The 23,070-nt window shown below is 70.3% G+C and carries 16 protein-coding genes and 1 pseudogene; 11 read left to right on the top strand and 6 right to left on the bottom strand.

Going from position 1 to position 23,070, the window contains the following annotated elements:
- Positions 1 to 22: 22 nt before the first annotated feature.
- The gene (locus BLR05_RS11920; protein WP_092834691.1) at positions 23 to 6,520 is read left to right on the top strand and encodes a FimL-related protein; all 6,498 of its coding nucleotides are present in this window, start codon (positions 23 to 25) and stop codon (positions 6,518 to 6,520) included.
- Positions 6,521 to 6,534: 14 nt separating this feature from the next.
- Here the strand turns inward: BLR05_RS11920 and BLR05_RS11915 are convergent, their stop codons facing one another.
- Positions 6,535 to 8,016, bottom strand: coding sequence for a cryptochrome/photolyase family protein (locus BLR05_RS11915; protein WP_092834690.1), 1,482 nt, complete (start codon positions 8,014 to 8,016; stop codon positions 6,535 to 6,537).
- Positions 8,017 to 8,037: 21 nt separating this feature from the next.
- On the opposite strand from BLR05_RS11915, the gene BLR05_RS11910 reads away from it, so the two are divergent.
- From BLR05_RS11910 to BLR05_RS11885, 6 genes are read left to right on the top strand one after another with little or no spacing between them, the layout of a single operon-like run.
- Complete coding sequence (locus BLR05_RS11910; protein WP_092834689.1) at positions 8,038 to 8,685, top strand: YqgE/AlgH family protein; 648 nt, start codon at positions 8,038 to 8,040, stop codon at positions 8,683 to 8,685.
- Positions 8,682 to 9,134 carry a Holliday junction resolvase RuvX gene (gene ruvX, locus BLR05_RS11905; RefSeq protein WP_092834688.1) on the top strand — a complete coding sequence of 151 codons (453 nt, stop codon included), beginning with the start codon at positions 8,682 to 8,684 and terminating at the stop codon, positions 9,132 to 9,134. The genes BLR05_RS11910 and ruvX overlap by 4 nt, the downstream gene beginning before the upstream one ends.
- Entirely contained in the window at positions 9,131 to 9,655 is a 525-nt protein-coding gene (pyrR, locus tag BLR05_RS11900; RefSeq protein ID WP_092834687.1) for a bifunctional pyr operon transcriptional regulator/uracil phosphoribosyltransferase PyrR, read from the top strand. Before ruvX ends, pyrR begins: the two co-directional genes overlap by 4 nt.
- A gap of 4 nt (positions 9,656 to 9,659) precedes the next feature.
- A complete protein-coding gene (locus tag BLR05_RS11895; RefSeq protein ID WP_092834739.1) occupies positions 9,660 to 10,622 on the top strand; it encodes an aspartate carbamoyltransferase catalytic subunit in 963 nt (320 codons plus the stop codon).
- Positions 10,623 to 10,625: 3 nt separating this feature from the next.
- The gene (locus tag BLR05_RS11890; RefSeq protein ID WP_092834686.1) at positions 10,626 to 11,921 is read left to right on the top strand and encodes a dihydroorotase; all 1,296 of its coding nucleotides are present in this window, start codon (positions 10,626 to 10,628) and stop codon (positions 11,919 to 11,921) included.
- On the top strand, positions 11,921 to 12,658 hold the full coding sequence (locus BLR05_RS11885; RefSeq protein WP_092834685.1) for a lysophospholipid acyltransferase family protein: 738 nt from the start codon (positions 11,921 to 11,923) through the stop codon (positions 12,656 to 12,658). The genes BLR05_RS11890 and BLR05_RS11885 overlap by 1 nt, the downstream gene beginning before the upstream one ends.
- Positions 12,659 to 12,682: 24 nt before the next feature.
- Here the strand turns inward: BLR05_RS11885 and BLR05_RS11880 are convergent, their stop codons facing one another.
- On the bottom strand, positions 12,683 to 13,135 hold the full coding sequence (locus BLR05_RS11880) for an Lrp/AsnC family transcriptional regulator (RefSeq protein ID WP_092834684.1): 453 nt from the start codon (positions 13,133 to 13,135) through the stop codon (positions 12,683 to 12,685).
- 269 nt (positions 13,136 to 13,404) lie between these two features.
- Between BLR05_RS11880 and BLR05_RS11875 the strand changes: the two genes are divergently transcribed.
- Positions 13,405 to 14,169: a 2OG-Fe dioxygenase family protein gene (locus BLR05_RS11875; RefSeq protein ID WP_092834683.1), complete on the top strand. Its 765-nt coding sequence runs from the start codon at positions 13,405 to 13,407 to the stop codon at positions 14,167 to 14,169.
- Positions 14,170 to 14,172: 3 nt separating this feature from the next.
- Positions 14,173 to 15,096, top strand: a complete 924-nt coding sequence (locus BLR05_RS11870; RefSeq protein ID WP_092834682.1) for a LysO family transporter — start codon at positions 14,173 to 14,175, stop codon at positions 15,094 to 15,096.
- A 37-nt stretch (positions 15,097 to 15,133) separates the two neighbouring features.
- Here the strand turns inward: BLR05_RS11870 and BLR05_RS11865 are convergent.
- A pseudogene (locus tag BLR05_RS11865) lies at positions 15,134 to 16,199 on the bottom strand (ABC transporter ATP-binding protein).
- 126 nt (positions 16,200 to 16,325) lie between these two features.
- On the opposite strand from BLR05_RS11865, the gene BLR05_RS11860 reads away from it, so the two are divergent.
- The gene (locus tag BLR05_RS11860; RefSeq protein WP_092834681.1) at positions 16,326 to 17,957 is read left to right on the top strand and encodes an ABC transporter permease; all 1,632 of its coding nucleotides are present in this window, start codon (positions 16,326 to 16,328) and stop codon (positions 17,955 to 17,957) included.
- A 40-nt stretch (positions 17,958 to 17,997) separates the two neighbouring features.
- Complete coding sequence (arsC, locus tag BLR05_RS11855) at positions 17,998 to 18,378, top strand: arsenate reductase (glutaredoxin) (RefSeq protein WP_092834680.1); 381 nt, start codon at positions 17,998 to 18,000, stop codon at positions 18,376 to 18,378.
- Positions 18,379 to 18,402: 24 nt separating this feature from the next.
- Here the strand turns inward: arsC and BLR05_RS11850 are convergent, their stop codons facing one another.
- From BLR05_RS11850 to gspN, 3 genes are read right to left on the bottom strand one after another with little or no spacing between them, the layout of a single operon-like run.
- The gene (locus BLR05_RS11850; protein WP_092834679.1) at positions 18,403 to 19,764 is read right to left on the bottom strand and encodes a GspE/PulE family protein; all 1,362 of its coding nucleotides are present in this window, start codon (positions 19,762 to 19,764) and stop codon (positions 18,403 to 18,405) included.
- Positions 19,765 to 19,800: 36 nt separating this feature from the next.
- Positions 19,801 to 22,227 carry a type II secretion system secretin GspD gene (gene gspD, locus BLR05_RS11845; RefSeq protein WP_092834678.1) on the bottom strand — a complete coding sequence of 809 codons (2,427 nt, stop codon included), beginning with the start codon at positions 22,225 to 22,227 and terminating at the stop codon, positions 19,801 to 19,803.
- A 5-nt stretch (positions 22,228 to 22,232) separates the two neighbouring features.
- On the bottom strand, positions 22,233 to 22,976 hold the full coding sequence (gene gspN / locus BLR05_RS11840) for a type II secretion system protein N (protein ID WP_208606011.1): 744 nt from the start codon (positions 22,974 to 22,976) through the stop codon (positions 22,233 to 22,235).
- Positions 22,977 to 23,070: the final 94 nt, after the last annotated feature.

Below are 23,070 nucleotides of genomic sequence, written 5' to 3'. Positions count from 1 at the left end.
TCGCGGAGCCGGGGACGAATTCATGTCACCTATTGACGCCGCAAACGCAACGGCCGCGGATTGGAGCCAGGGAGAGCAGGATCTCGGGCCGCTGGCCTGGGTGCTGGACGAGTTGCGCAAATCGCTCGATGGCGCCGTCAAGGCCATGCGCCGTTTCGTGCGCGATGCCGAGGCCGCTCGCGAATCCGATCTCGCCTCGCTGGACGCCGGAGCCCTGCGCATCGCGCGCCAGCAGCTGCACCAGGCCAGCGGCGCGCTGGAGATGGTGGGCATGGGGCCCCCGGCCCTCGTGCTGCGTTCCATGGAAGCGGCCGTGCAGAAATTCGTGCAGCGGCCGGAGCTGTGCAGCAACGACGCCGCCGCCGTGATCGAGCGCGCGAGCTTCGCGCTGGTGGAATACCTGGAAAGCGTGCTGGCCGGCAAGCAGGTGTCGCCGGTGGCCCTGTTCCCACAATACCGCGACGCACAGGCCCTGACCGGCGCCGAGCGGGTGCATCCCGCGGACCTGTGGCCTGTGGAGCGGCGGTTCCGCGAACCCGACTTCGTCGTCGATGCCGCACCCCTGGAATACGGCGTCGAGGCGCGCAGCCGGCTGGACGCCGCCGTGCTGCGCATCGTGCGCTCCGGCGACCTGGCCGCCGCGCGCGAGATGCAGGACATCTGCCTGGGCTTCGTGTCCGGGCAGTCCGACCGCCAGGCGCGCGCCTTCTGGAAGATCTGCGCCGGCTTCTTCGAGGCCCTGGTGCAGGGGCGCATCGTGCCGGACGTGTACGTCAAGCGCGTGGCCTCGCGCGTGCTCATGCAGTACGCCACGCTGGCCCGGGGCGAGCCCACGGTCGCCGACCGCCTGGTGCAGGACCTGCTCTTCTTCTGCGCACAGGCCCGGCCCGCGGCCGACGAAGAGGCGCCGCCCGCCGACCGTTCCGTGCTGCATGCCGTGCGCCAGGCCTTCGGCCTCGAGCGCTTCCGGCCGGTGGACTATTCCACCCCGCGTTTCGGGCTCTACGATCCGGCGCTGCTGGCCCAGGCGCGCAAGCGCATCGCCGCGGCCACCGAGACCTGGTCTGCCCTGGCCGGCGGCGACCGCAACAAGCTCAAGCCCGCGGCCGACCAGTTCAGCCTGGTCTGCGATTCCCTGGCCAAGCTGCAGCCCGGCAGCGAGCCGCTGTCCCGTGCGCTGTCGCGCGCGGTGGATTCCACGGTCCGCTCGGGCGAGCCGCCGCTGCCTGCGCTGGCCATGGAGGTCGCCACGGCCGTGCTGTACCTCCAGGCCTCCTTCGAGGAGCTGGAAAACGCCCAGGACCACATGGCCGACCGCGCCACCCGGCTCGCGGAGCGGCTGGACAGCGTGGCCGCGGGCGGCGAATCCGCGCCGCTGGAGCCCTGGATGGAGGAGCTCTACCGCCGCGTGAGCGACCACCAGACCATGGGCAGCGTGGTGGACGAACTGCGCGCGACCCTGGGCGAGGTCGAGAAGTCGCTGGACCAGTATTTCCGCAGCCCCGGCGACCTGCCGGTGCTCGGCAGCGTGCCCAGCCGCCTCGCGCAGATGCGCGGCGTACTGTCCGTGCTGGGCCTGGACCAGGCCTCGCTGGCCGTGGTCCACATGCGCGACACCGTCGAGCGGCTGCTGCGGGGCGACGTGCCGGAGGAAGAGCGCCAGGCGGTCTTCGAGAAACTCGGCAGCAACCTGGGCGCGCTGGGCTTCCTCATCGACATGCTCAGCTACCAGCGCACCATGGCGCGCAAGCTGTTCATCTATGACGAGGAAGCGGGCGAACTCCGCATCCTGATGGGACGCACGCGCACCCGCGCCGGCGACCTGCCCGAAGAGCAGGGAGCCCACATCGAGGCGCGCTCGCCGCTGCCCGCCCCGCTGCCCCCGATTCCGGACCGGGTACAGCCGCCGATCGAAGACGAACTGGAAGCCGTGCCCGCGGAACTGCCCGCCCCTGCGGACGCCCTCGCCGCCGCCGGGCCTGCCGCACCCGAGGCGCCCCGTGCGGAGCCCGTGGCGCCCGTGCCCGCCGCCGTGGCTCCGGCTGCCCTGGACGAGGACGACGACGAAGGCGAACTGCTGGACATCTTCCTCGAGGAAGCCCGCGAAGTGGTGGCCAATGGCCTGGAGGCGGTCGAAAGGCTGCGCGCAGAGCGCGCCGACCTGAGCGGCCAGACGACGCTGCGGCGTGCCTTCCACACGCTCAAGGGCAGCTCGCGGATGGTGGGCCTGGACGAATTCGGCGAGGCCGCCTGGTCGATGGAGCAGGTGCTCAACGCCTGGCTGGCGGAACAAAAGCCCATCCAGCCGCCGATGCTGCAGTTGTCGGAAGAGGCACTGCGCGCCTTCGGCCGCTGGGCGGACGACATCGCCGCGGGCCGGGCCGGGGGCTGGGCGCCCCGCAGCTTCGCGGAGTCCGCTCAGGCCATGCGCGAGCGCGGTGAATACCTGCCGCTGGCCGGTGCCGCCGTGGCGGCTGGGGCTGGGCTGGGTGCGGCCGCGGAGGCCGTGGCCGCCGACGTGCCGGCGAAAGAGGCAGCGCCTGCCGGCATTCCTGCGGTGGAAGCCGCCGAGGTGGAACCCGACGCGGTGGAACCCGCCCTGTCCCTGGATCCCGAGGGCCAGGACGCGGCAGGGCATGCTGCGGCGGAGCCCGAAGCCGTGGCCGATGCGGCCCCTGCGTTCGATCTGGACCTGGATCTGGACTTCCCCTCCGGGGTGGCCGCGGCGGACGAAGTGCCGCTGGAGGCGCCGCTGGATTTCGCGGAAACCCTGCCGCCGGTGCCCGATGCGGGCATGGACGCGCTCCCCGAGGATGCCCCGGCGGAAGTGCCCTCTGCAGACCTGGCCGAAGACATCGATTTCTCGGCATTCTCCGAGGCGCTGGCCGAGGGCGCCGCCGGCCAGCCGGCTGAAGCGGCCCTGCCTTCCGCGCAGGACGATATGCCGCTGCCGGACATTCCCGACGCTTCCTCGCCCGATGCGGCTCTGCAGGCGGCGGGCATGCCGCCCCTGGCCGATCTGCTGGCGGAGGCGGAGCTTCTCCCCGACGCCGACGTGCCATCCGATGCCTCGGAGCCGCTGGCGGACCTGCCGGCAGATGCCTGGCCCGATCTGTCGCTGGAGGACGAACCTGCCGTTGCGCCGGGGCACGCCCTCGTGGACGGAGCTGCCGCCGCCGAAGAAACGGACCTGCCGGCGGCCGAAGCGATCGGCGGCCCGGATGCGGGTCTTCCCGCGCTGGAAGAAGCCGCAGCCGATGCCTCCGACCTGCCGACGGAGCCCGCGCAGGAGCCCGCCACGGCGGATGCCGCGCCGCTGCCGGAAGCCGTACCTTCAGCCGAAGCCGATGATGCGGTGGCTGCCGAACCGGAACCCGAGCCCGGGCACGAGCCCGATCAGGAATCCCTGGCGGAGACCGGGGCGGACCAGGCGCTCGGCGCCGAGTCGCCGGAGGAGGCCGTCAAGGTCATCGAGACCCTGCGCATCGGCATCCCCCTCTACAACGTCTATCTCAACGAAGCGGACGAGTGGTCGCGCCGCCTCGTGACCTGCCTGCAGGAGTGGTCGCTGGAACTGCACGAGCCGCTGCCGGACACGGCCGTGGCGCTCGCCCACTCGCTGGCCGGCAGCTCCGCCACCGTGGGCTTCCAGGCGCTGTCGGACATGGCGCGCGCGCTGGAGCATGCCCTGCAGCACGTGCAGCTGCAGCCGCAGGGCACGTCGGAGCAGGCGCACGTCTTTATGGCGGCGTCGGAAGACATCCGCCGCCTGCTGCACCAGTTCGCCGCCGGGTTTCTGAAGGAGCCCCATCCCCAGATCCTGGCGGACCTGCGCGAGATACTCGAGTCCGAGATCGTGCCGGCGCCCTGGGAGGTTCCTGCCGGCGAAGCGGCGGATGCCCGGCAGGGCAGCCCTGCGGACGCGGAAGCCGAAGTCCGCGCCGGGACGGGCCCCGGGCCCGAAGTGGAGGCCGCCCCGGAAGTGCCCGCCATCCGCGGCCATGTGGCGCCCGCGCTGTCGGTGCCCCTGCACGCGCAGGATGCGGCCCAGGCCGGCATCCGCGCCCCGGAACCCGTGGCCACGGACATCGACGACGACATCGACGCGCTGGACGTGATCGATCCCGACCTGTTCCCGATCTTCGAGGAAGAAGCGATCGAGTTGCTGCCTGCCCTGGGCGCCGCGCTGCGCCAGTGGGCGGCCCGGCCGGAGAACCTGGGCGCCCGCAACGAGGCGCTGCGCGCGCTGCACACGCTCAAGGGCAGCTCCCGCCTGGCCGGCGCGATGCGGCTGGGCGAGATGGCCCATCGGCTGGAATCGGCCGTGGAGCAGGTGGATTCGGAAGCGCCGAGCGCCGAGGCGATCGAGCCGCTGCTGGTGTCCTTCGACGGCCTGCAGGCGAGCTTCGATGCCCTGCGCACCATCGGTGCCCAGGGGCTGGCCCAGCCCGTGGCGGTGGAGCCGCTGGCCGCGGAAGGTCTGGCTGCCGCTGCCGCCGGCATGGGGGCAGAAGCCGCTCCGGCCGCCGCGCCGCGCCGCGCCGTGGCCCTGCCGGGCGCATCCCAGCTCACGGCGGCCCGGCCGGTGTCGAGCCAGTCGGTGCGCGTGCGCGCCCAACTGCTGGACCGCCTGGTCAACCAGGCCGGCGAGGTAATGATCGCCCGCTCCCGCCTGGATGCCCGCATGGCGCAGATGAAGGATTCGCTGGCCGATCTCACGGGCAACCTGGAGCGCCTGCGCCAGCAGCTGCGCGACATCGAGGTGCAGGCCGAGACGCAGATGCAGTCGCGGCTGGCGCTGTCGAAGGATTCCTCGGCCGACTTCGACCCGCTGGAATTCGACCGCTTCACCCGCGTGCAGGAACTGACCCGCATGATGGCCGAGTCGGTGAACGACGTGGCCACCGTGCAGCGCAACCTGCAGCGCACCATGGAAGGCGCGGAAGACGACCTGATCGCCCAGGGACGGCAGGCGCGCGAACTGCAGCGTGACCTGCTGCGCACCCGCATGGTGGAGTTCGAGGGCATTTCCGAGCGCCTCTACGCCGTCGTGCGCCAGGCCTCCAAGGAGACGGGCAAGCAGATCAAGCTCGACATCGCGGGCGGCTCCATCGAGATGGACCGCGGCGTGCTCGACCGCATGACGCCCGCGTTCGAGCACCTGCTGCGCAACTGCGTGGCGCACGGCATCGAACCGCCGGAGGCGCGCACGGCCGCGGGCAAACCCGCGACCGGCTCCATCACCGTCGCCTTGAAACAGGACGGCAACGACGTGTCCGTGGAGTTCCGCGACGACGGCGCCGGCCTCGACCTGGAGCGCATCCGCGCGAAGGCGGCCAGCCAGGGCCTGATCGCCCCGGATGCCGTGGTCGGCCCCGCGGAAGCCGCCCAGCTGATCTTCATGCCCGGCTTCTCCACCGCCACCGAAGTCACCGGCCTGTCCGGGCGCGGCATCGGCATGGACGTGGTGCGCTCCGAGGTGAACGCCCTGGGCGGGCGCGTGGAGACCACCACCGAGGCCGGCCAGGGCACCTCGTTCCGCATGGTGCTGCCGCTCACGACGGCCGTGACGCAGGTGGTGATGCTGCGCGCGGGTGCGCTCACGCTGGGCGTTCCGGCCAACCTCGTGGAGATCGTGCGCCGCACCGGCGCAGGCGAACTGGACGAGGCCTACCGCACCGGCAGCTTCGAGGATGGCGTCGAGGCGCTGCCCTTCTTCTGGACTGGCGCGCTGCTGCAGTCCTCGGCCAGCAGCCTGGAAACGTCCGGCCGCACCCGGCCGGTCGTGATCCTGCGCAGCGCCTCGCAGCGCATCGCGATGCACGTGGACGAAGTGCTGGGCAACCAGGAAGTGGTGGTCAAGAACCTCGGCCCGCAGCTCTCGCGCCTGCCCGGCCTGGCCGGCATGTCGGTGCTGGCCTCCGGGGCCGTCGTGCTGATCTACAACCCCGTGGCGCTCGCCACCGTGTACGGCGAGCAGGTGCGGGCCCAGATGGCCGCGCCCCTGGCTGCATCCGTGGAGCCTGGCTCCGTGCCGGCGGCGGCTGCCGGCGCCGTGGGCGGCAGCGATTCGCCGATCGCGCAGGCCTCCCTGGTGCCGCTGGTGCTGGTGGTGGATGATTCCATTACCGTGCGCCGCGTCACGCAGCGCCTGCTCAAGCGCGAGGGCTACCGCGTGGCGCTCGCCGCCGACGGCTTGCAGGCCCTGGAGCGGCTGCAGGAGGAGCGGCCGGCCGTGGTGCTCTCGGACATCGAGATGCCGCGCATGGACGGTTTCGACCTCGCGCGCAACATCCGCGCCGACCGTGAGCTGCACGAGCTGCCGATCATCATGATCACCTCGCGCATCGCGCAGAAGCACCGCGAGCATGCCGCGGAGCTGGGGGTCAACCACTACCTGGGCAAGCCGTATTCCGACGAGGAACTGCTGAGCCTGGTGCACCACTACGCCCGTGCGGCAGCCGCTGTCGCGGCCGGGCAGGGCGAGGAAGCCGTGCTGGCGGAGGCCACCACCGGCTGACGCGGGCCGGCCGCTCAGGCCGGCGCCGCCTCCGATTTCACCACCGCATAGCGCGCCAGCGTCCGCTGGCGCGCCTCGTCGTGGTCCACGATGGGATGGGGATAGTTGTCGCCCAGTCGCACGCCGGCGGCCTCCAGCTCCAGCGGACCGGCCTCCCACGGGGCGTGCAGACCGCGGTCGGGCAGCCCCGCCAGCTGGGGCAGGTAGAGGCGGATGAAGCGGCCCTTGGGGTCGAACTTCCGGCTCTGGTTCACCGGGTTGAAGATGCGGAAATACGGTTGCGCATCGCAGCCGCTGGAACTGGCCCACTGCCATCCGCCGTTGTTGGCGGACAGGTCGAAATCGTTGAGCTTTTCCGCGAAGTAGCGTTCCCCCAGGCGCCAGTCCACGCCCAGGTCCTTCACCAGGAAACTGGCCACGACCATGCGCAGCCGGTTGTGCATGTAGCCCGTCTGGTTGATCTGGGCCATGGCGGCGTCCACCAGCGGGTAGCCGGTGCGGCCCTCGCACCATGCGGCGAAACGCTCCTGCGCTCCCGGGCCGTCCTCCCAGGCGATGGCGTCGTAGGCCGGCTTGAAGCTGGCGCCACCGGCCACCTGCGGATGGTGGGCCAGCACCTGGAAGTAGAAATCGCGCCAGATCAGCTCGCTGAGCCACGTGGCAGCGCCGGTGCTGCCCTGGCGCATGCGTTCGTGTGCGGCGCGCGCTGCCCGCCGCGGCGACAGCGTGCCGAAGCGCAGGTGCACGCTGAGGTAGCTCGGCCCCTTCACGGCCGGAAAGTCGCGAGCCTCGCCGTACTGGTCGATCCGCTGGAGAAAATCGTCCAGCAGCGTGCGCGCGCCCTCCATGCCCGGCGGCAGGGGCAGGCGGTCGAGTCCCGCGGGCTCGAAGCCGATGTCGGCCAGCGCGGGCACGCCGCCGCGTTCCTCTTCCGGGCGGGGCGCGAGCCGTCCCGCATGGCGCTCCACGGGATAGGCGCTCAGGTAGAACGCGTCCACCTTGCGCAGCCAGGCATTCTTGTAGGGCGTGAACACCGTGTAGGGCGTGCCGCCCCGGGTCAGCACCTCTGCGCGCTCGAAGACGGCGTGGTCCTTGTAAGTGAGCAGTTGCACACCGCCCGCGCCCAGCCCATGGCGGACACGGTCGTCGCGCTCCAGGGCGGCTGGTTCGTCGTCGTGGTTCGCGAACACTGCCTGCACGCCCAGGTGCACGGCCAGCGCGGGCACCTCCTCCGCGGCCACGCCGTGGCGCACGATCAGCCCGCCGTGGCGGTGGCCCGAGAGGGCGCGCAGGGAGGCGTCGAGCTGCACCAGCGATTCGCGGATGAACTCCACGCGCCGGTCCGCCCGCGGCAGCGGATCCAGGATGGCCGTGTCGAAAACGAAGACGCAATGCACCTGGCTGCACCGGCGCAGCGCGTGGTAGAGCGCCGCGTGGTCGTCGCTGCGCAGGTCCCGGCGGAACCAGACCAGGCCTGAGGAAAAAGTGGACACCATGATCGTCGTTAAAATTGCGGGATGCCTGCCGATTCTGCGCCCATGAACCTGACGCACCACTTCCTGATCGCCATGCCGGGACTGGAAGACGAGTCGTTTGCCCGCAGCGTCGTGTACCTGTGCGAACACAGCGAGCGCGGCGCGCTCGGGCTCATCATCAACAAACCGTCCGACCTCAGCCTCAAGGGCCTGTTCGACAAGGTGGACCTGTCGCTGCGGCGCGAAGACCTGTCGCTCGAACCGGTATTCCGCGGCGGCCCGGTCCAGACGGAGCGCGGCTTTGTGCTGCACGAGGCCATGGGCCCTTCTTCCGGGGGCGGCAAGCCCTCCGCGGGCGAAGGCGGGGCCAAGGGCGACGGCGAAGGCGCGGAAGAGTCCGCCTACGCCTCCACCATGTCCATTCCCGGCGGGCTGGAGATGACCACGAGCAAGGACGTGCTCGAGGCCCTGTCCACCGGCGCCGGCCCCCGGCGCGTGCTGGTCACTCTCGGCTATTCCTCGTGGGGCGAAGGCCAGCTCGAGTCGGAACTGGCCGAGAACAGCTGGCTCACCGTGGGGGCGGACCTGTCCGTGATCTTCGATACGCCCGTGGGCCAGCGCTACGACCGCGCCCTCGCCCTGCTCGGGCTGCAGTCCTGGATGCTCTCGCCCGAGGCGGGCCACGCATGAGCGGTCCCATGCCGGACCCCTTGCCTGCCGCCCCAGCCGCCGCACCCCTCGCCGTTCCGGCGCATCTCCAGTCCTTCCTGGCCTTCGATTTCGGTGCCAGGCGCACCGGGGTCGCGGTGGGCTCTCGCCTGCTGCGCACCGCCAGCCCGCAGGCCACGATCCGCGCCGAGGGTGCCGATGCACGCTTCGCCGCCGTGGCCGAACGATTGCGCGAGTGGCAGCCCGATGCGCTCGTCGTCGGCGTGCCATACCACCCCGACGGGGCCGCGCACGAGAACACCGCGCGCGCTCTGAAATTCGCGCGGCAACTGCGCGGCCGCTTCGGCCTGCCGGTGTTCGAGGTGGACGAGCGCTACAGCACCACCGAGGCCCGCGCGGGCGGCGCGAAAGATGCCGATGCCGCATCGGCCTGCATCATCCTGGAGCAGTTCTTGAGGCAACTTCCATGACTCCGACGCCAACTTCCGCCCCGGCCGGGGCCCTCACCCTCGACGCCGAGGCGCTCTACCGCGAACTGCTGTCCGGCGTGCGTGCGCTGCGCACGCCGCAGACGCAGCTGGCGGGCATCGCGTCCGGCGGGGCCTGGCTGGCCGAGCGCCTGCAGCAGGACCTGGGCCTGCCGGGCGAGGCCGGCGTGCTGTCGTCGGCGCTGCACCGCGACGATTTCTTCCAGCGCGGCATGGCGGCCAGCGCCCAGACCCGCCTGGGCTTCGAGGTGAACGGCGCCGACATTCTGCTGCTGGACGACGTGCTCTACACGGGCCGCACCATCCGCGCGGTGCTCAACGAACTGTTCGACTACGGGCGCCCGGCACGCGTGCGGCTTGCCGTGCTGGTGGACCGCGGTGGCCGGGAACTGCCCGTGCAGGCCGAGTTCGCCGCGGCGCGCGTGGCGCTGCCCGGCACCCAGTCCCTGGCGCTGGCCCGCGCGGACGGCGGCGCCTTCCACTTCCACGTCCATGAGGCCTGACGCCGTGCTTTCCAAGCGCAACCCCCAGCTCAACCGCAACGGCGAGTTGATCCACCTGCTGTCCATCGAAGGCCTGCCGCGCAGCATCGTCACGCACATCCTCGATACGGCGGCGAACTTCGTGTCGGTGAACGACCGCGAGGTCAAGAAGGTGCCGCTGCTGCGCGGCAAGAGCGTGTTCAACCTGTTCTTCGAGAACAGCACGCGCACCCGCACGACCTTCGAGATCGCCGCCAAGCGCCTGTCGGCCGACGTGCTCAACCTCGACATCGCGCGCTCGTCCGCCAGCAAGGGCGAGTCGCTGCTGGACACCATCGCCAACCTGTCGGCCATGGCGGCGGACCTGTTCGTGGTGCGGCACAGCGAATCGGGCGCGCCCTACCTGATCGCGCAGCACGTGGCGCCCCACGTCCATGTCATCAATGCGGGCGACGGCCGGCACGCGCACCCCACGCAGGGGCTGCTCGACATGTACACCATCCGCCACTACAAGAAGGATTTCTCCAACCTCACGGTGGCGATCGTGGGCGACGTGCTGCATTCGCGCGTGGCCCGCTCGGACATCCACGGCCTGACCACCCTGGGCTGCCCCGAGGTGCGCGTGGTGGGCCCGCGCACCCTGGTGCCCGGCGACCTTTCCCACATGGGCGTGCGCGTGTGCCACACGCTGGAAGAAGGCATCAAGGATGCCGACGTGGTCATCATGCTGCGCCTGCAGAACGAGCGCATGAGCGGCGCACTGCTGCCCTCCAGCCAGGAATACTTCAAGAGCTTCGGCCTCACGCCCGGGAAGCTGCGGCTGGCCAAGCCCGATGCCATCGTCATGCACCCCGGACCGATCAACCGCGGGGTGGAGATCGACTCCGCCGTGGTCGATGGGCCGCAGGCCGTGATCCTGCCCCAGGTCACCTTTGGCATCGCCGTGCGCATGGCAGTGATGTCCATCGTCGCGGGGAATGAGGCTTAAACGATGAAGATACTGATCCAGAACGGCCGGGTGATCGATCCGGCCAGCGGGTTCGACAAGAACGTCGATGTGGCCATCGCTGCAGGGCGCGTGATCGCGATGGGCCGCGCGCCGCAGGACTTCCACCCGGCGCGCACGATCGACGCCACGGGCTGTGTCGTGCTGCCGGGGCTGGTGGACCTCGCCGCCCGCCTGCGCGAGCCCGGGCACGAGCACGAGGGCATGCTGGAATCCGAGATGGCCGCGGCCGTGGCCGGCGGCGTGACCAGCCTCGTGTGCCCGCCCGACACCGATCCGGTGCTCGACGAGCCCGGCCTGGTGGAGATGCTCAAGTTCCGCGCCGAGAAGCTGCACCGGGCACGCCTCTTCCCGCTGGGCGCGCTCACGCGCGGCCTGGCCGGTGACGTGCTGACCGAAATGGCGGAACTCACCGAATCCGGCTGCGTGGGCTTCGGCCAGGCCGACGTGGCGCTCGCCAGCACCCAGGTGCTGCAGCGCGCGCTGCAGTACGCCGCCACCTACGGCTACACCGTCTGGCTGCGGCCGCAGGAGCTGCACCTGGGCAAGGGCGTGGCCGCCAGCGGGCCGCTCGCCACGCGGCTGGGCCTGTCGGGCGTGCCCGTGGCCGCCGAGACCATCGCGCTGCACACCATCTTCGAACTGCTCAAGCCCATCGGCGCGCGCGTACACCTCTGCCGCCTCTCCAGCGCGGCGGGCGTTCAGCTCGTGCGGCAGGCCAAGGCCGAGGGCCTGCAGGTGACCTGCGACGTGAGCATCAATTCGCTGCTGCTCACCGACACCGACATCGGCTATTTCGACAGCCGCGCCCGCCTGTCGCCGCCGCTGCGCCAGCAGCGCGACCGCGACGCCCTGCTGGCCGCGCTGGCCGACGGCACCATCGATGCGCTCGTCTCCGACCACACGCCGGTGGACGAGGATGCCAAGACGCTGCCCTTCGCCGAAGCCGAGCCCGGCGCCACGGGGCTGGAGCTGCTGGCGAGCATCGCGCTCAAGTGGTCCCGCGACCATGGCGTGCCGCTGGACCGGGCGTTCGCCACGGTGACTTCCGAGCCCTCGCGCGTGCTGGGCTCCGCGCTCGGCACCTTCGCCGCCAGCGCCGGACGGCTCGTGGAGGGCGGCGTGGCCGATCTCTGCGTGTTCGACCCCCAGGCCGCCTGGACCGTGGAACCCGGGGCGCTGTGCAGCCAGGGGCGGCACACGCCGTTCTCCGGCTACGAGCTGCCGGGCCGCGTGCGCTGGACGCTGGTGGGCGGCATCGTCGCGTTCGAGCGCGGCTGATGCGCTCGCTGCGCGCGGCGGCGCGCCTGCTGCGGCTCCTGATGCACATCCTGGCGGGGCTGGCCACGGTGCTGCTGCGGTTCCCCCGCATGGGCCCGGACGAGCAGCACGCGCGCGTGCAGGCCTGGTCACGCGCGCTGCTCGCGCACATCGGCATCGAACTGGAGATACGGGGCACCCCGCCTGCCGCGGGGCCGGTGCTGCTGGTGGCGAACCATCTCTCCTGGCTCGACATCACCGTCATGCACGCCGCGCGGCACTGCCGCTTCATCTCGAAATCGGACGTGGAGCGCTGGCCCGTCATCGGACGGCTCGCCACGGCCGCGGGCACGCTTTATATCGAGCGCAGCACGCGCCGCGACGCCATGCGCATCGTGCGCCTCATGCAGGATGCGCTGGCGCGCCGCGAGGTGCTGGGCGTGTTCCCGGAGGGCACGACGGGCGACGGAGCGGAACTGCTGCCCTTCCATGCCAACCTGCTGCAGGCGGCGGTGCTCGCCGACGCGCCGGTGCAGCCCGTGGGCCTGCGGTTCATCGACCGTGCCACGGGCCGGCCCAGCGCGGCCGCCCTCTACGTGGGCGACGACACGCTGGTGGCTTCGCTCTGGCGCGTGCTGTGCGCCGACGGCCTGGCGGCCACCGTGCACTATGGGCCGCCCGAGCATGCAGCGGGCCGTGACCGGCGCGTGTGGGCGGAAGATCTCCGGCAGGCCGTCGATGCCCTGCGGCGGAGCTGACGCTGTCGGGGCCCATGGCCGCGGTCAGGGGCCGGGGGGCGGCCCGCCGAGGGGCGGCAGGCGATTGGCCACCGGCATGGAGCGCACGATGGACGTGCTCGTGGTGGCGTAGGGAGCGATTCTGCCCAGGCACTCGTCCAGTTCCTCGACGCTGCGCAGGTGCAGGCGGCAGAAGAACGCGTCCTCTCCCGTGACCTTGTCGCACTGGACGATTTCCGCGATGCCGCGGATCACCTGCTCGACCCGCGCGACCTCCCCGGGAAAAGGACGCACCCGCACGATGGCGGAGATGGGAAACCCGATGGCCTTCGGCGACAGCTGGATCGAGAATTTCTCTATCACGCCGCGTTCCACCAGCCGCTTGATCCGTTCCGCACAACTGGGCTGCGACAGCCCCACCCGCGCACTCAGTGCCTTGACCGTGGTCTTGGCATTCTGGTGCAGCGCCACCAGCAGATTCCGATCGATATGGTCCATTTTAAAAAATTAGGCAAAGAATAAAAATTTCTAATTTATTTAGGGATTCACGTGATCGGGGCTTTTCTTTTCCATTCCCCTGCATGGTCAGCCTCCGTAAAATCCCTCCCGTTCCAGAAGGCGGGAGGAATATAAGCGATAAAAGCGATTCAAAGCATTCCATGCCCATCCGGAATGTGGCATTGCGAAAAATGAATGGCATGCTCCGCATCCCGTCGGTTCTCCGGCGGTATCCGAATTGCCGAAGGAATTCAAATCACGTGCATCCGATGATCAAGAATCAACTGAAAGAACTGGGTTATTGCCATTTCGTCCCGCAGATCGATTGCGATTCCGGTGAACTGAAAATCCTCTACCGCGAATTCGAGCAGCTGGAGCATGACTGCTATGCCCCTGCCGAAGTGAAACGGTTCCGGCGCTACGCGAACGGCGTCATCCTGCCCTGGACCAAAGAGGTGGACATCCACTGGATCCCGCCCGTGCACGACGACACCGGCACGCCGCGATCCGGCTATGACCAGGGGGGCAACAACCCCGAACATCCCGACATCCGGTACTTCCATGCCCTCGGAGAGCTGATGAAATCGACGGATTTCCTCTGCGATCTCGTCAGGGACGATTTCTCCCACACCTTCTGGTCCGAGACCGACCGCAGGTCGCCCATCTATTTCGGCGTCCATTTCGTGAAAATATGCTCGGGGGCGGCATCGGACCTCGGCATCAGTTCCCCGGACTGCTTCCACCAGGATGGGGAACCGTTCACATTCGCGCACCTGGCGCGCAGGACGCAAAGCACGGCCGGCGGTGTCAATTACATCGGCACCGTGGACGCCCGGGGCCTGCCGCTGGAAAAGGTCGCGGAAAGGCAGATTCTCGCGAGCTTCGAGTTGTCCCATTTTCTCGAAAGTTTCGTAGTGCACGATCCCCGCGTTTCCCATTATGTGACGCCCATCCGCCGGGATGAGCGGCTTTTGGGCGATGGAGAGCGCTGTGTTATTCTGATCGACTTTTCCAGAATGAGGCAGAGCCTGTAAACCATGGATGTCCTTCAGTCCCTGCTTCCCATCGTGCTGGCGCTGGCCGCCGGTTTCGCCGCGGGCCGTTTCCTGCCCGGGAAAATCGGCTCCATGCTGGTCCGGTGCATATTGCCGCTCGTATGGCTGCTGCTTTTCCTGATCGGTGCCGAGTTCGGCGAGGTGATCCTTTCCGCGCGGTCGGTCGGGCAGGTGATCCGGTCCGCGGCGGTGTTCGCCGTGCTGACCACGCTGCTGCCCTGCGCGCTGATCTTTGCAACGAGGGTCCGTGGCGCAGGGGCCGGAGAGGCGGGGGAAGGGCGCAGCGGCGGAAAGCATCTCCAGGCGATCTGGCCTCCCCTGAAGGAATGCTGCCTCGCGCTCTCCATGGTGGTGCTCGGCAGCCTGTTCTTCCTTGGCAATGCGACCTTCCTGGAGGGCGCGTTCCCGCTGCCCTCCAGTTCCGCCATCCTGATGGCCCTGATCGCCCTCGTGGGAATCGACCTGGCCCGGGTAAAGCTCAGTGCCCGGTGGTTCTCATGGCGGGTGCTGATGGTGCCCGGGCTGGTGGTGGCCGGCTCCTTCGCAGGCGCGGCCGCGGCCTCCCTGCTCACCGGCGAAACCATGAGGACCTCCATGGCATTGTCCAGCGGGTTCGGCTGGTTCACACTGTCCGGCGTCATGGTGGGCAGCCACCTGGGCCAGACCTACGGGACCATGGCCCTCATGATCGATTTGTTCCGTGAACTGCTGGCGATCATCGCCCTCTACATGCTGGGCCGCTACCACCCCGCGGTGGGCATCGGCAGTGCCGGAGCCACGGCACTGGACTCCACGCTGCCGATCGTGAAGCAGGCCTGCCATCCGGACGCCGTTCCGATGGCCCTGGTCAGCGGCTTCGTCCTCACCATCCTCGCGCCGGTGTTCATCGCCTTCTTCCTGTCGTGAAGAGGCGGGCGCAGGGGCGGGCGCGGCCCGCGCCTTCTCACGCGCGGGGAAACGCCACCACGTGGTCCATCTGCGGGCGGATGCCGATCCACTCTCCCACGGCATGGTTGTGGTGGCTCGGCACGTGGGCCATTACGGTGAGCCCGCTCTCCAGTTGCAGCGTGTAGAGGAATTCCGATCCCCTGAACGACTTGCGCACGATGCGCGCCTGTACCGGTGCACCGTCGTCGTGCACCACGTCGTCCGCGCGCAGCAGCACGTCGCAGGCGCCGCCCGGATAGCTGGAGGGCAGGGGGCATTCGGCCAGGTCCTCCAGGTCGCCCAGGGGCGTGCGCGCCACCACCGTGTCGCCGCGCTGCTCCAGCGTCGCGGGCGCGAACACGCCGTGCCCGATGAAATCGGCGACGAAGCGGGTGGCCGGCCGGTGGTAGAGCGCATAGGCGTCGTCCCACTGGTGCAGCGTACCGCTTTCCATCACGCCGATGCGGTCGCCGATGGCGAACGCCTCCAGTTGGTCGTGCGTGACGAAGAGCGCCGTGGCGCCCGCCGCCTTGAGGATGCCGCGCACCTCGTGCGCGAGCCGCTCGCGCAGGTCCACGTCGAGGTTCGAGAACGGCTCGTCCATCAGCATGAGCCGGGGCCGGGGCGCCAGCGCGCGCGCCAGTGCCACGCGCTGCTGCTGGCCGCCGGAGAGTTCCTGCGGGTAGCGCGCCGCGCTGCCTTCGAGCCCCACGAGACGCAGCACCTCCTCGACCCGGGCCGCCTGCTCCGCCTTCGGCAGGCGATGGATGCCGAATGCCACGTTCCGCCCCACGGACAGGTGGGGGAACAGGGCGTAGTCCTGGAACACCATGCCGATGCGGCGGCGCTCGGGGGGGCACGCTGCGGCCGGCCGTGCCCACGCTCTCGCGCTCCAGGCGGATCTCGCCGGCCGCCACGGGCTCCAGCCCGGCCACGGCCCGCAACAGCGTGGTCTTGCCGCAGCCGGAAGGTCCGATCAGCACGCCGATCTCGCCGGCGGCCAGGCCCAGGGTGGCGCCGCGCACGGCCGCCTGCGCGCGGCCGGGGTAGCGCACGTCCAGTTGATTGACTTCGAGGAACATGCAGGGATTCTAGAAGGGGCAATGCGTAGAATTCGCATTTGCATCCAGGGTGGTGCCACCCGGCCGTTCCGGGCGGGCGGGCCCGGAACGGCCTTTTCCTTTCGGCTTTTTTTCTTCCGCACCGCCTTGCGTTTCCTCTCCGCCCTGCGCGCCGCGCCGCTGCTGCTGCTCGCCTTCTTCCTCACCCTGCCGGTGCTGGCCGTGTTCGCGTCCTGGCTGCCATGGGGGCATGGCGGCGCCGAGTCCCTCGCCATCCTGCGCGAGATGGCGGCCACGGTGCTGCCGGACTACTTCGCCACCACGGTCTGGCTCGCGCTTGCCGTGGGGGCGGGCGCGGCCCTGGTGGGCACCGCCACCGCGGCGGCGGTGACCCTGTTCGACTTCCGCGGCCGTCGCACGCTCGAGTGGCTGCTGCTGCTGCCGCTGGCCATGCCCGCCTACGTGACTGCGTATGCATACACCGACTTCCTGCAGTTCAGCGGCCCGCTGCAGGTCTGGCTGCGTGCCACCTACGGCCTCGAAGGCCGGCTGCTGCCCGAGGTGCGCAGCCTGGGCGGCGCGGTGTGGGTGTTCATCTTCTCGCTCTATCCCTACGTCTACCTGCTCGCGCGCACCGCGCTGGGCGAGCGCGCTGCGCACCTCATGGAGGCTGCACGCCTGCTGGGCGCGCCCCTCGCGCGCCGCGTGCGCATGGTGGCGCTGCCGCTGGCCCGTCCCGCCGTCGCGGCCGGCGTGGCGCTGGTGCTGATGGAAACCCTGGCGGATTTCGGCGTCGCGAGCTACTTCGGCATCCAGACCTTCACCACGGGCATCTACAAGGCCTGGCTGTCGATGGACAACCGCCTCGCCGCAGCACAGCTCGCCACCCTGCTGCTGGTGCTGGTGGTCGTGCTGCTGCAGCTGGAGCAGCGTGCGCAGCGGCGCATGCGCTTTGCCACCAGCGGCGTGGGCCGCGCGGGCTCTGCCGAGGCACAGCCCCAGCGGCTCGCGGGCTGGCGCTGCACGGCGGCGTGGCTGGTGTGCGGGCTGCCCGTGGCCATGGGCTTCTTCGCGCCCGTCGCCTTCATGCTCCGGCCGCTGGCTGCGGACTGGTCCGTGCTGCCGTGGGACCGCTTCGTGGAGTGGGCGGGCCACAGCGTGCGGCTGGGCGCCATCACGGCCATGCTGGCCGTGGGCGTGGCGCTCGCGCTTGCGTTCGCGGTGCGGCGCCGCGCGGGGCACCTGACGCGCGGCGTGGTACAGCTCGCGAGCGTGGGCTATGCCGTGCCCGGCGCGGTGATCGTCGTCGGCCTGCTGCTGCCCGTAGGCTGGCTGCAGGCCGCGGTGCCGGAGTGGCGCGTGCCGGCACTGGTCACTGCCACGGCGGTGGGCATCGTCTGGGCCTACCTCGTGCGCTTCTGCGCGGTAGCGCTGCAGTCGGTGCAGAGCGGCTATGCGCGCATCCCGGCCAGCCTCGACGATTCCGCGCGCATGCTCGGCGCGGGCGGCATGGGCTTGCTCGCGCGCGTGCACTGGCCGCTGCTGCGCCGCTCCACCGCCGCGGCGGCCCTGCTGGTGTTCGTGGACGTGATGAAGGAACTGCCTGCCACCATGGTGCTGCGGCCGTTCAACAGCGACACGCTGGCCGTGGTCGCCTACCAGCTCGCGCGCGACGAACGCCTGGGCGAGGCGGCGCTGCCATCGCTCGCGCTGGTGGCCGTGGGCCTGGTGCCGGTCATCCTGCTGAGCCGCACGCTCCGCGCATCCGGCCCGCGCTGACATCCCGGAGGGCCGCCGCGGCCCGGTCTAGACTCGCGGCATGAACGCCGCAACGCCCCATCCCGACGTCACGATCTACCACAACGCCCGCTGCAGCAATTCGCGGGGTGCGCTCGCCCTGCTGCGCGAACACGGCATCGAGCCGCGCATCGTGGACTACCTCGCCGAACCGCTGGACGCGGCCGCGCTGCATGCGCTGTTTTCGCAAGTGGGCGGCCCCGTGCGCGCGCTGCTGCGCATCAAGGAGCCCGCCTGGCAGGCACTGGGCCTGGACGACAAGGGCATCGCCGAAGACGCGCTGATCGCGCACGTGGCCCGCCATCCGGAACTGATGAACCGACCCATCGTGGTCACGCCGCGCGGCGCGCGCCTGTGCCGGCCACCGGAGACGGTGCTGGAGCTGCTGCCGGCCGCCGGCTGAGCGGCGGGCGCGCCGGAAGAAGCGCTATTCGCGCGTGACGCGCAGCACTTCCTCGGGGCTCGTGATGCCGGCACGCACCAGCCGCTCGCCGTCCTCGCGCATGAGCGTCATGCCGCCCGCGATCGCGGTGGCGCGCAGGTCGGCTTCCGCCGCCTGGCCGTGGATCTGCGAGCGCAGCGTGTCGTCCACCACCAGCAGCTCGAACACGCCCGTGCGCCCCCGGTAGCCGCTGGGCTCGGTGGGGTCGAGCTTGCGCACGAGCCGCTGCGCCAGCACGCCCAGCAGGGAACTGGAAAGCAGGAAGGGTTCCACGCCCATGTCGGTCAGGCGGGTGACGGCGCTGGCCGCGTCGTTGGTGTGCAGCGTGGCCAGCACGAGGTGGCCTGTCAGCGAGGCCTGGATAGCGATCTGCGCGGTCTCGAAGTCGCGGATCTCGCCGATCATGATCACGTCCGGATCCTGGCGCAGGATGGCGCGCAGCGCCTTGGCGAAGGTGAGGTCGATCTTGCTGTTGACCTGGGTCTGGCCCACGCCCGGCAGCTCGTACTCGATCGGGTCCTCCACTGTCATGATGTTGCTGCTGGCGGCGTCGAGCCGGCCCAGCGCCGCATACAGCGTGGTCGTCTTGCCCGAGCCCGTGGGCCCGGTCACGAGCACGATGCCGTGCGGCTGGTGGATCAGCCCGTCGAAGCGGCGCAGCGTGTCGCCCTGCATGCCCACGGCCTCCAGGCTCAGCTTGCTCTCGCTTTTGTCCAGCAGGCGCAGCACCGCCCGTTCGCCATGGGCGCTCGGCAGGGTGGACACGCGCACGTCGATCGCCCGCGTGCCCAGGCGCAGGCTGATGCGGCCGTCCTGCGGCAGGCGCTTCTCGGAGATGTCCAGGTCCGCCATGATCTTCAGGCGGGAGATCAGTGCCGCATGCAGCGCGCGGTTGGGCTGCACCACCTCGCGCAGAGTGCCGTCCACGCGGAAGCGCACGCTCGAGTGGCGCTCGTAGGGCTCGATGTGGATGTCGCTCGCGCCGTCACGCGCGGCCTGCGTGAGCAGGGCGTTGAGCATGCGGATGATGGGTGCGTCGCCGGCCGATTCCAGCAGGTCCTCCACGGCCGGCAGCTCCTGCATCATGCGCGAGAGGTCGGCGTCGGACTCGACCTCGCTCACCACCGTGGCCGCGCTGGACTCCCCCTGCGAATAGGCCGCGCTGATGCGCTGCGCGATGGCATGCGCGTCCAGCGGCATCAGCTCCCGCACGGCATGCTTGCGCATGACCTCGGACAGTGCCCCGGCATCCGGTGCGGGGCCGTGCCAGAGCACGCAGGTGTGGCCGTCGTCCTCCAGCAGCAGTTGCGAGCTGCGCGCGAAGGCGTAGGGAAGCGGGTGGCGCATGGCGTGGCGGGGAGTCGGTGAACGGAGAGGGGCCGGTTACTGCGGGTTGTAGGCCCCGGCGTCGGCGGGCGCCGGTGCGCGTGCGGGGGGCTGCGCGGGCGCTGGGGCTGGTGGCACGAGGGGTATCAGCGGTGCGGGTGGGGCGCTGCGCACGGCAGGCGCCTCACCCTGCGGCGTGGCCGCGGATGCCGGTGCGGGCGAAGGCGCGAGCGGCGGCAGCACCGGGGCCCCGGATACCGCGCGCATGACCGTGCTCGGTGTCGGCTGGGTGTTCTGTTGCAGTGCGCGGATGGCCTCGTAGCGGTCCATCATCAGGGCATCGCTGGTGGCCGTGTCCCGGATCACCACCGGACGCAGGAAGACCATCAGGTTGGTTTTCTGGCGCCTGCGGTTCTCGTTGCGGAACAGGCCGCCCACGACAGGCAAATCGCCCATCAGCGGCACCTTGTCCTGGCCCATGGAATAACGGTCTTCCAGCAATCCGCCCAGGACAATCACGTTGCCGTCGTTCACCAGCACCGTGGATTCGATCGAGCGCTTGCTCGTTGTCGGGCCATTGACTGCGTTGGCCGTGCCGTCATTCACCTGCGACACTTCCTGGTATAGAGATAGCTTGACCGTTCCGTTTTCGTTGATCTGCGGACGCACACGCAGCATCAACCCCACGTCCTTGCGCTCCACCGTCGTGAACGGGTTCACGGTGCTGCTGCCCGTGGTGTTGGCGTACGAGCCGGTCACGAACGGCACGTTGTTGCCGATGATGATCTGGGCTTCCTCGTTGTCCAGCGTCATCAAATTGGGGGTGGACAAGACGTTGGCGTCCCCCGTGTTCTCGAGAAAATTCGCAAGTGCTCCAAGGTAATAGTTGCCATTGATGCGCGGTGCAATGGCGACGTTGAGCCCTTTCCCCAGCCCGGACGCACTGCTGGCGATACTCGTGGCACTCCCGGTGGCAGCAGCCAGTGCGAGGCTGAGGATGTTGGCGTTTCCGCCGGTGGTGGATGCCGAGGAATTGGTGCCGATGACGCCGATGGTGCCGTTGCCGTAGTTGCCCATCACCCCCTGCCACTGGATGCCGAATTCTGCCACCTTGTTGGCGGACACTTCGACGATCAGGCTCTCCACCAGCACCTGCGCGCGCCGGCCGTCGAGCTGGTCGATCACCGCCCGCAGCTGCCGGAACTGCGGCTCGGGCGCAGAGATGATGAGCGAGTTGGTGGACGGGTCGGCCTGGATCTGCCCGCCCGTGGAGGGCTGGTTGCTGTTCGCGTTGTTCAGGCCGCCCGCGTTGCTGCCCAGGCCCCCGGCGCTCGAGCTGCCGCCCGTGCCTCCGCCCATCCCGCCGCTGCTGCCGGTCTGCATGAGCCCCGAGCCCGAGAGCCCGGTGGAGCCGGTGCCCGAACCGCCGCCGGAGGAGGACGGGCCGGAAGAGGACACGGCACCGCCGGCGCTGCTGCCCATGGAGGCCGCCAGCGCCGCGCGCAGCGTGGTCGCGAGCTTGGTGGCGTCCGCATTCTTCAGATACACCACGTGGATGTTGCCCGACGCTGCCGCACTCCCGACGACCGGCGCCTGGTCGAGCTTGTCCACCAGCGTGCGCACCAGCGCCAGTCGGGCGGGATTGGCGGCGCGCACGATCAGCGAATTGCTGCGCGGCTCGGGCAGCAGCGTGGTGCGGTAGGCCGTATCGCTCTGCCCCGGGATGGCGCCGGCCGTGCCCGTCGCGGTGCCCGCCATGCCGGGCGTGCTGCCCGTGCCCTCCACCAGGCGCGACACCAGCGGCGCGAGTTCGCTCGCCACCGCGTTGCGCAGCGGGATCACTTCCACATCGCTGGCGTTGGACACGTCCATTGCCGCCACGATGCGCGCGATGCGCTGCAGGTTGTCGGCATAGTCGGTGACCACCAGCGAGTTGTTGCCCGGGTTCACGTTGATCGTGTTGTTGGGGCTGATGAGCGGGCGCAGCACCGGCACCAGGTTGGCCGCGTTCTCGAAATTGAGCTTGAAGATCTGCGTGACGATCTGCCCGCCGCCCGGTGCGCTGCCCGAGCCGCCCTGGGTGACCGTCACCGATCCCGACTGCAGCTTGGCGTCCGCTTCGGGAACGACCTTGTAGAGCCCCGCGGATTCCACCACCGTGAAGCCCTGCAGGCGCAGGGCGGCGAGGAACTGCTGGAAGGCTGCGGCCGGCGGGACCGCCCGTTCCGTGACCAGGGTGAGCTGGCCCTTCACGCGCGGGTCCACCACCACATTGCGCCCGGTGATCGTGGCCATGGTACGGGCCACGGCCTCGATGTCGGCACCCGCGAAGTTCAGCGTCACGGGTTCCCCGGGGCGCACGCTGGATGGCGCCGCGCCGGTGGCGGTCTGGGCGTTCAGCGGGCCGCCGGCGGCAGCGAGCATCGCGCCGGCGGCGATGGCGTGGAGGGCAAACCGCAGGCGCTGCGAATTCAAGGAAGTCATAGGGGTCAACCCACGGTGATGAGGGAACGGGCGCCCGTGCGCCGTCCGATGATGTTGAGAAGGTTCGAGAGCACGGCTTCGCGTTCCGGCGCGGCCGTGGCCTCGCCCTCGAAGCGCAGACGCTGGCCGATCCAGCGGCCGCTGCCGGTGAGGCGCAGCGCGCCGTCCAGCGTCGCGAGCGACAGCGTGGTCACCTCGCCACCCTGCAGCGTGAGCCGGTAGCTGCCCATCGGGCGCAGCGTGGACAGGCGCGATGACATGCCCAGCGCATCCAGCTGCGCCTGGCCTGCGATCACGACGCGCCCCGCGGCGCTGTCCATCGCCAGGCCCTGCGTGCGCAGCGCCAGGCGGCCCTGGGGCTGCAGGGTATTGAAGGGGGTGCCCAGTCCCGACAGCACGGCCGCCGGCCACTGGCTCTGCCCGTCGGCCACGGCCACGTGCACGCCGCCCCAGCGCAGCGCGACGCGGGCCGCGATCGGAGAGGCTGTGCAGCAGTCCGCCTGTACCTGCGCGCGCAACCCGGTCCAGGCGGGCCGCAGCGTCCAGTGCAGCAGCCCGGGCAGCGCCGCGCGGTCGGCACTGCCCTGGCCGCCCGTCAGCACCAGTTGCGCCGAGCCGGTCCAGACCGTGCCGCGCGCCTGGGCGAGCAGGACCCGCCCGCCGCTCGCACGCTCCACGCCCGAGGCCAGCCACGCGGCCGGCGCGAAAAGCAGCAGGGTGGGGAGGGCACCCAGCAGGCAGCCGGCCATGGCCCAGAGGCGGGGGGACCGGGGAGGGCGCGGCACGCCGGTACGGACGGATCGGGTGGTGCGGGACACGGTGGTCGAAAGGTATCGGGACGGC

The organism is Paracidovorax cattleyae, assembly GCF_900104515.1.
GTDB classification, from domain to species: Bacteria; Pseudomonadota; Gammaproteobacteria; order Burkholderiales; family Burkholderiaceae_C; genus Paracidovorax; species Paracidovorax cattleyae.
The sequence above is the reverse complement of the archived record's forward strand: the minus strand, read 5'-3'. Positions and strand labels throughout refer to the sequence as shown.

What these genes read in the sequence shown, in the direction of transcription:
- BLR05_RS11920 (WP_092834691.1), top strand. Translation starts at nt 23, where the DNA reads ATGTCACCTATTGACGCCGCAAACGCAACGGCCGCGGATTGGAGCCAG.
- BLR05_RS11915 (WP_092834690.1), bottom strand. Translation starts at nt 8,016, where the DNA reads ATGGTGTCCACTTTTTCCTCAGGCCTGGTCTGGTTCCGCCGGGACCTG.
- BLR05_RS11910 (WP_092834689.1), top strand. Translation starts at nt 8,038, where the DNA reads ATGCCTGCCGATTCTGCGCCCATGAACCTGACGCACCACTTCCTGATC.
- ruvX (WP_092834688.1), top strand. Translation starts at nt 8,682, where the DNA reads ATGAGCGGTCCCATGCCGGACCCCTTGCCTGCCGCCCCAGCCGCCGCA.
- pyrR (WP_092834687.1), top strand. Translation starts at nt 9,131, where the DNA reads ATGACTCCGACGCCAACTTCCGCCCCGGCCGGGGCCCTCACCCTCGAC.
- BLR05_RS11890 (WP_092834686.1), top strand. Translation starts at nt 10,626, where the DNA reads ATGAAGATACTGATCCAGAACGGCCGGGTGATCGATCCGGCCAGCGGG.
- BLR05_RS11885 (WP_092834685.1), top strand. Translation starts at nt 11,921, where the DNA reads ATGCGCTCGCTGCGCGCGGCGGCGCGCCTGCTGCGGCTCCTGATGCAC.
- BLR05_RS11880 (WP_092834684.1), bottom strand. Translation starts at nt 13,135, where the DNA reads ATGGACCATATCGATCGGAATCTGCTGGTGGCGCTGCACCAGAATGCC.
- BLR05_RS11875 (WP_092834683.1), top strand. Translation starts at nt 13,405, where the DNA reads ATGATCAAGAATCAACTGAAAGAACTGGGTTATTGCCATTTCGTCCCG.
- BLR05_RS11870 (WP_092834682.1), top strand. Translation starts at nt 14,173, where the DNA reads ATGGATGTCCTTCAGTCCCTGCTTCCCATCGTGCTGGCGCTGGCCGCC.
- arsC (WP_092834680.1), top strand. Translation starts at nt 17,998, where the DNA reads ATGAACGCCGCAACGCCCCATCCCGACGTCACGATCTACCACAACGCC.
- BLR05_RS11850 (WP_092834679.1), bottom strand. Translation starts at nt 19,764, where the DNA reads ATGCGCCACCCGCTTCCCTACGCCTTCGCGCGCAGCTCGCAACTGCTG.
- gspD (WP_092834678.1), bottom strand. Translation starts at nt 22,227, where the DNA reads ATGACTTCCTTGAATTCGCAGCGCCTGCGGTTTGCCCTCCACGCCATC.
- gspN (WP_208606011.1), bottom strand. Translation starts at nt 22,976, where the DNA reads ATGGCCGGCTGCCTGCTGGGTGCCCTCCCCACCCTGCTGCTTTTCGCG.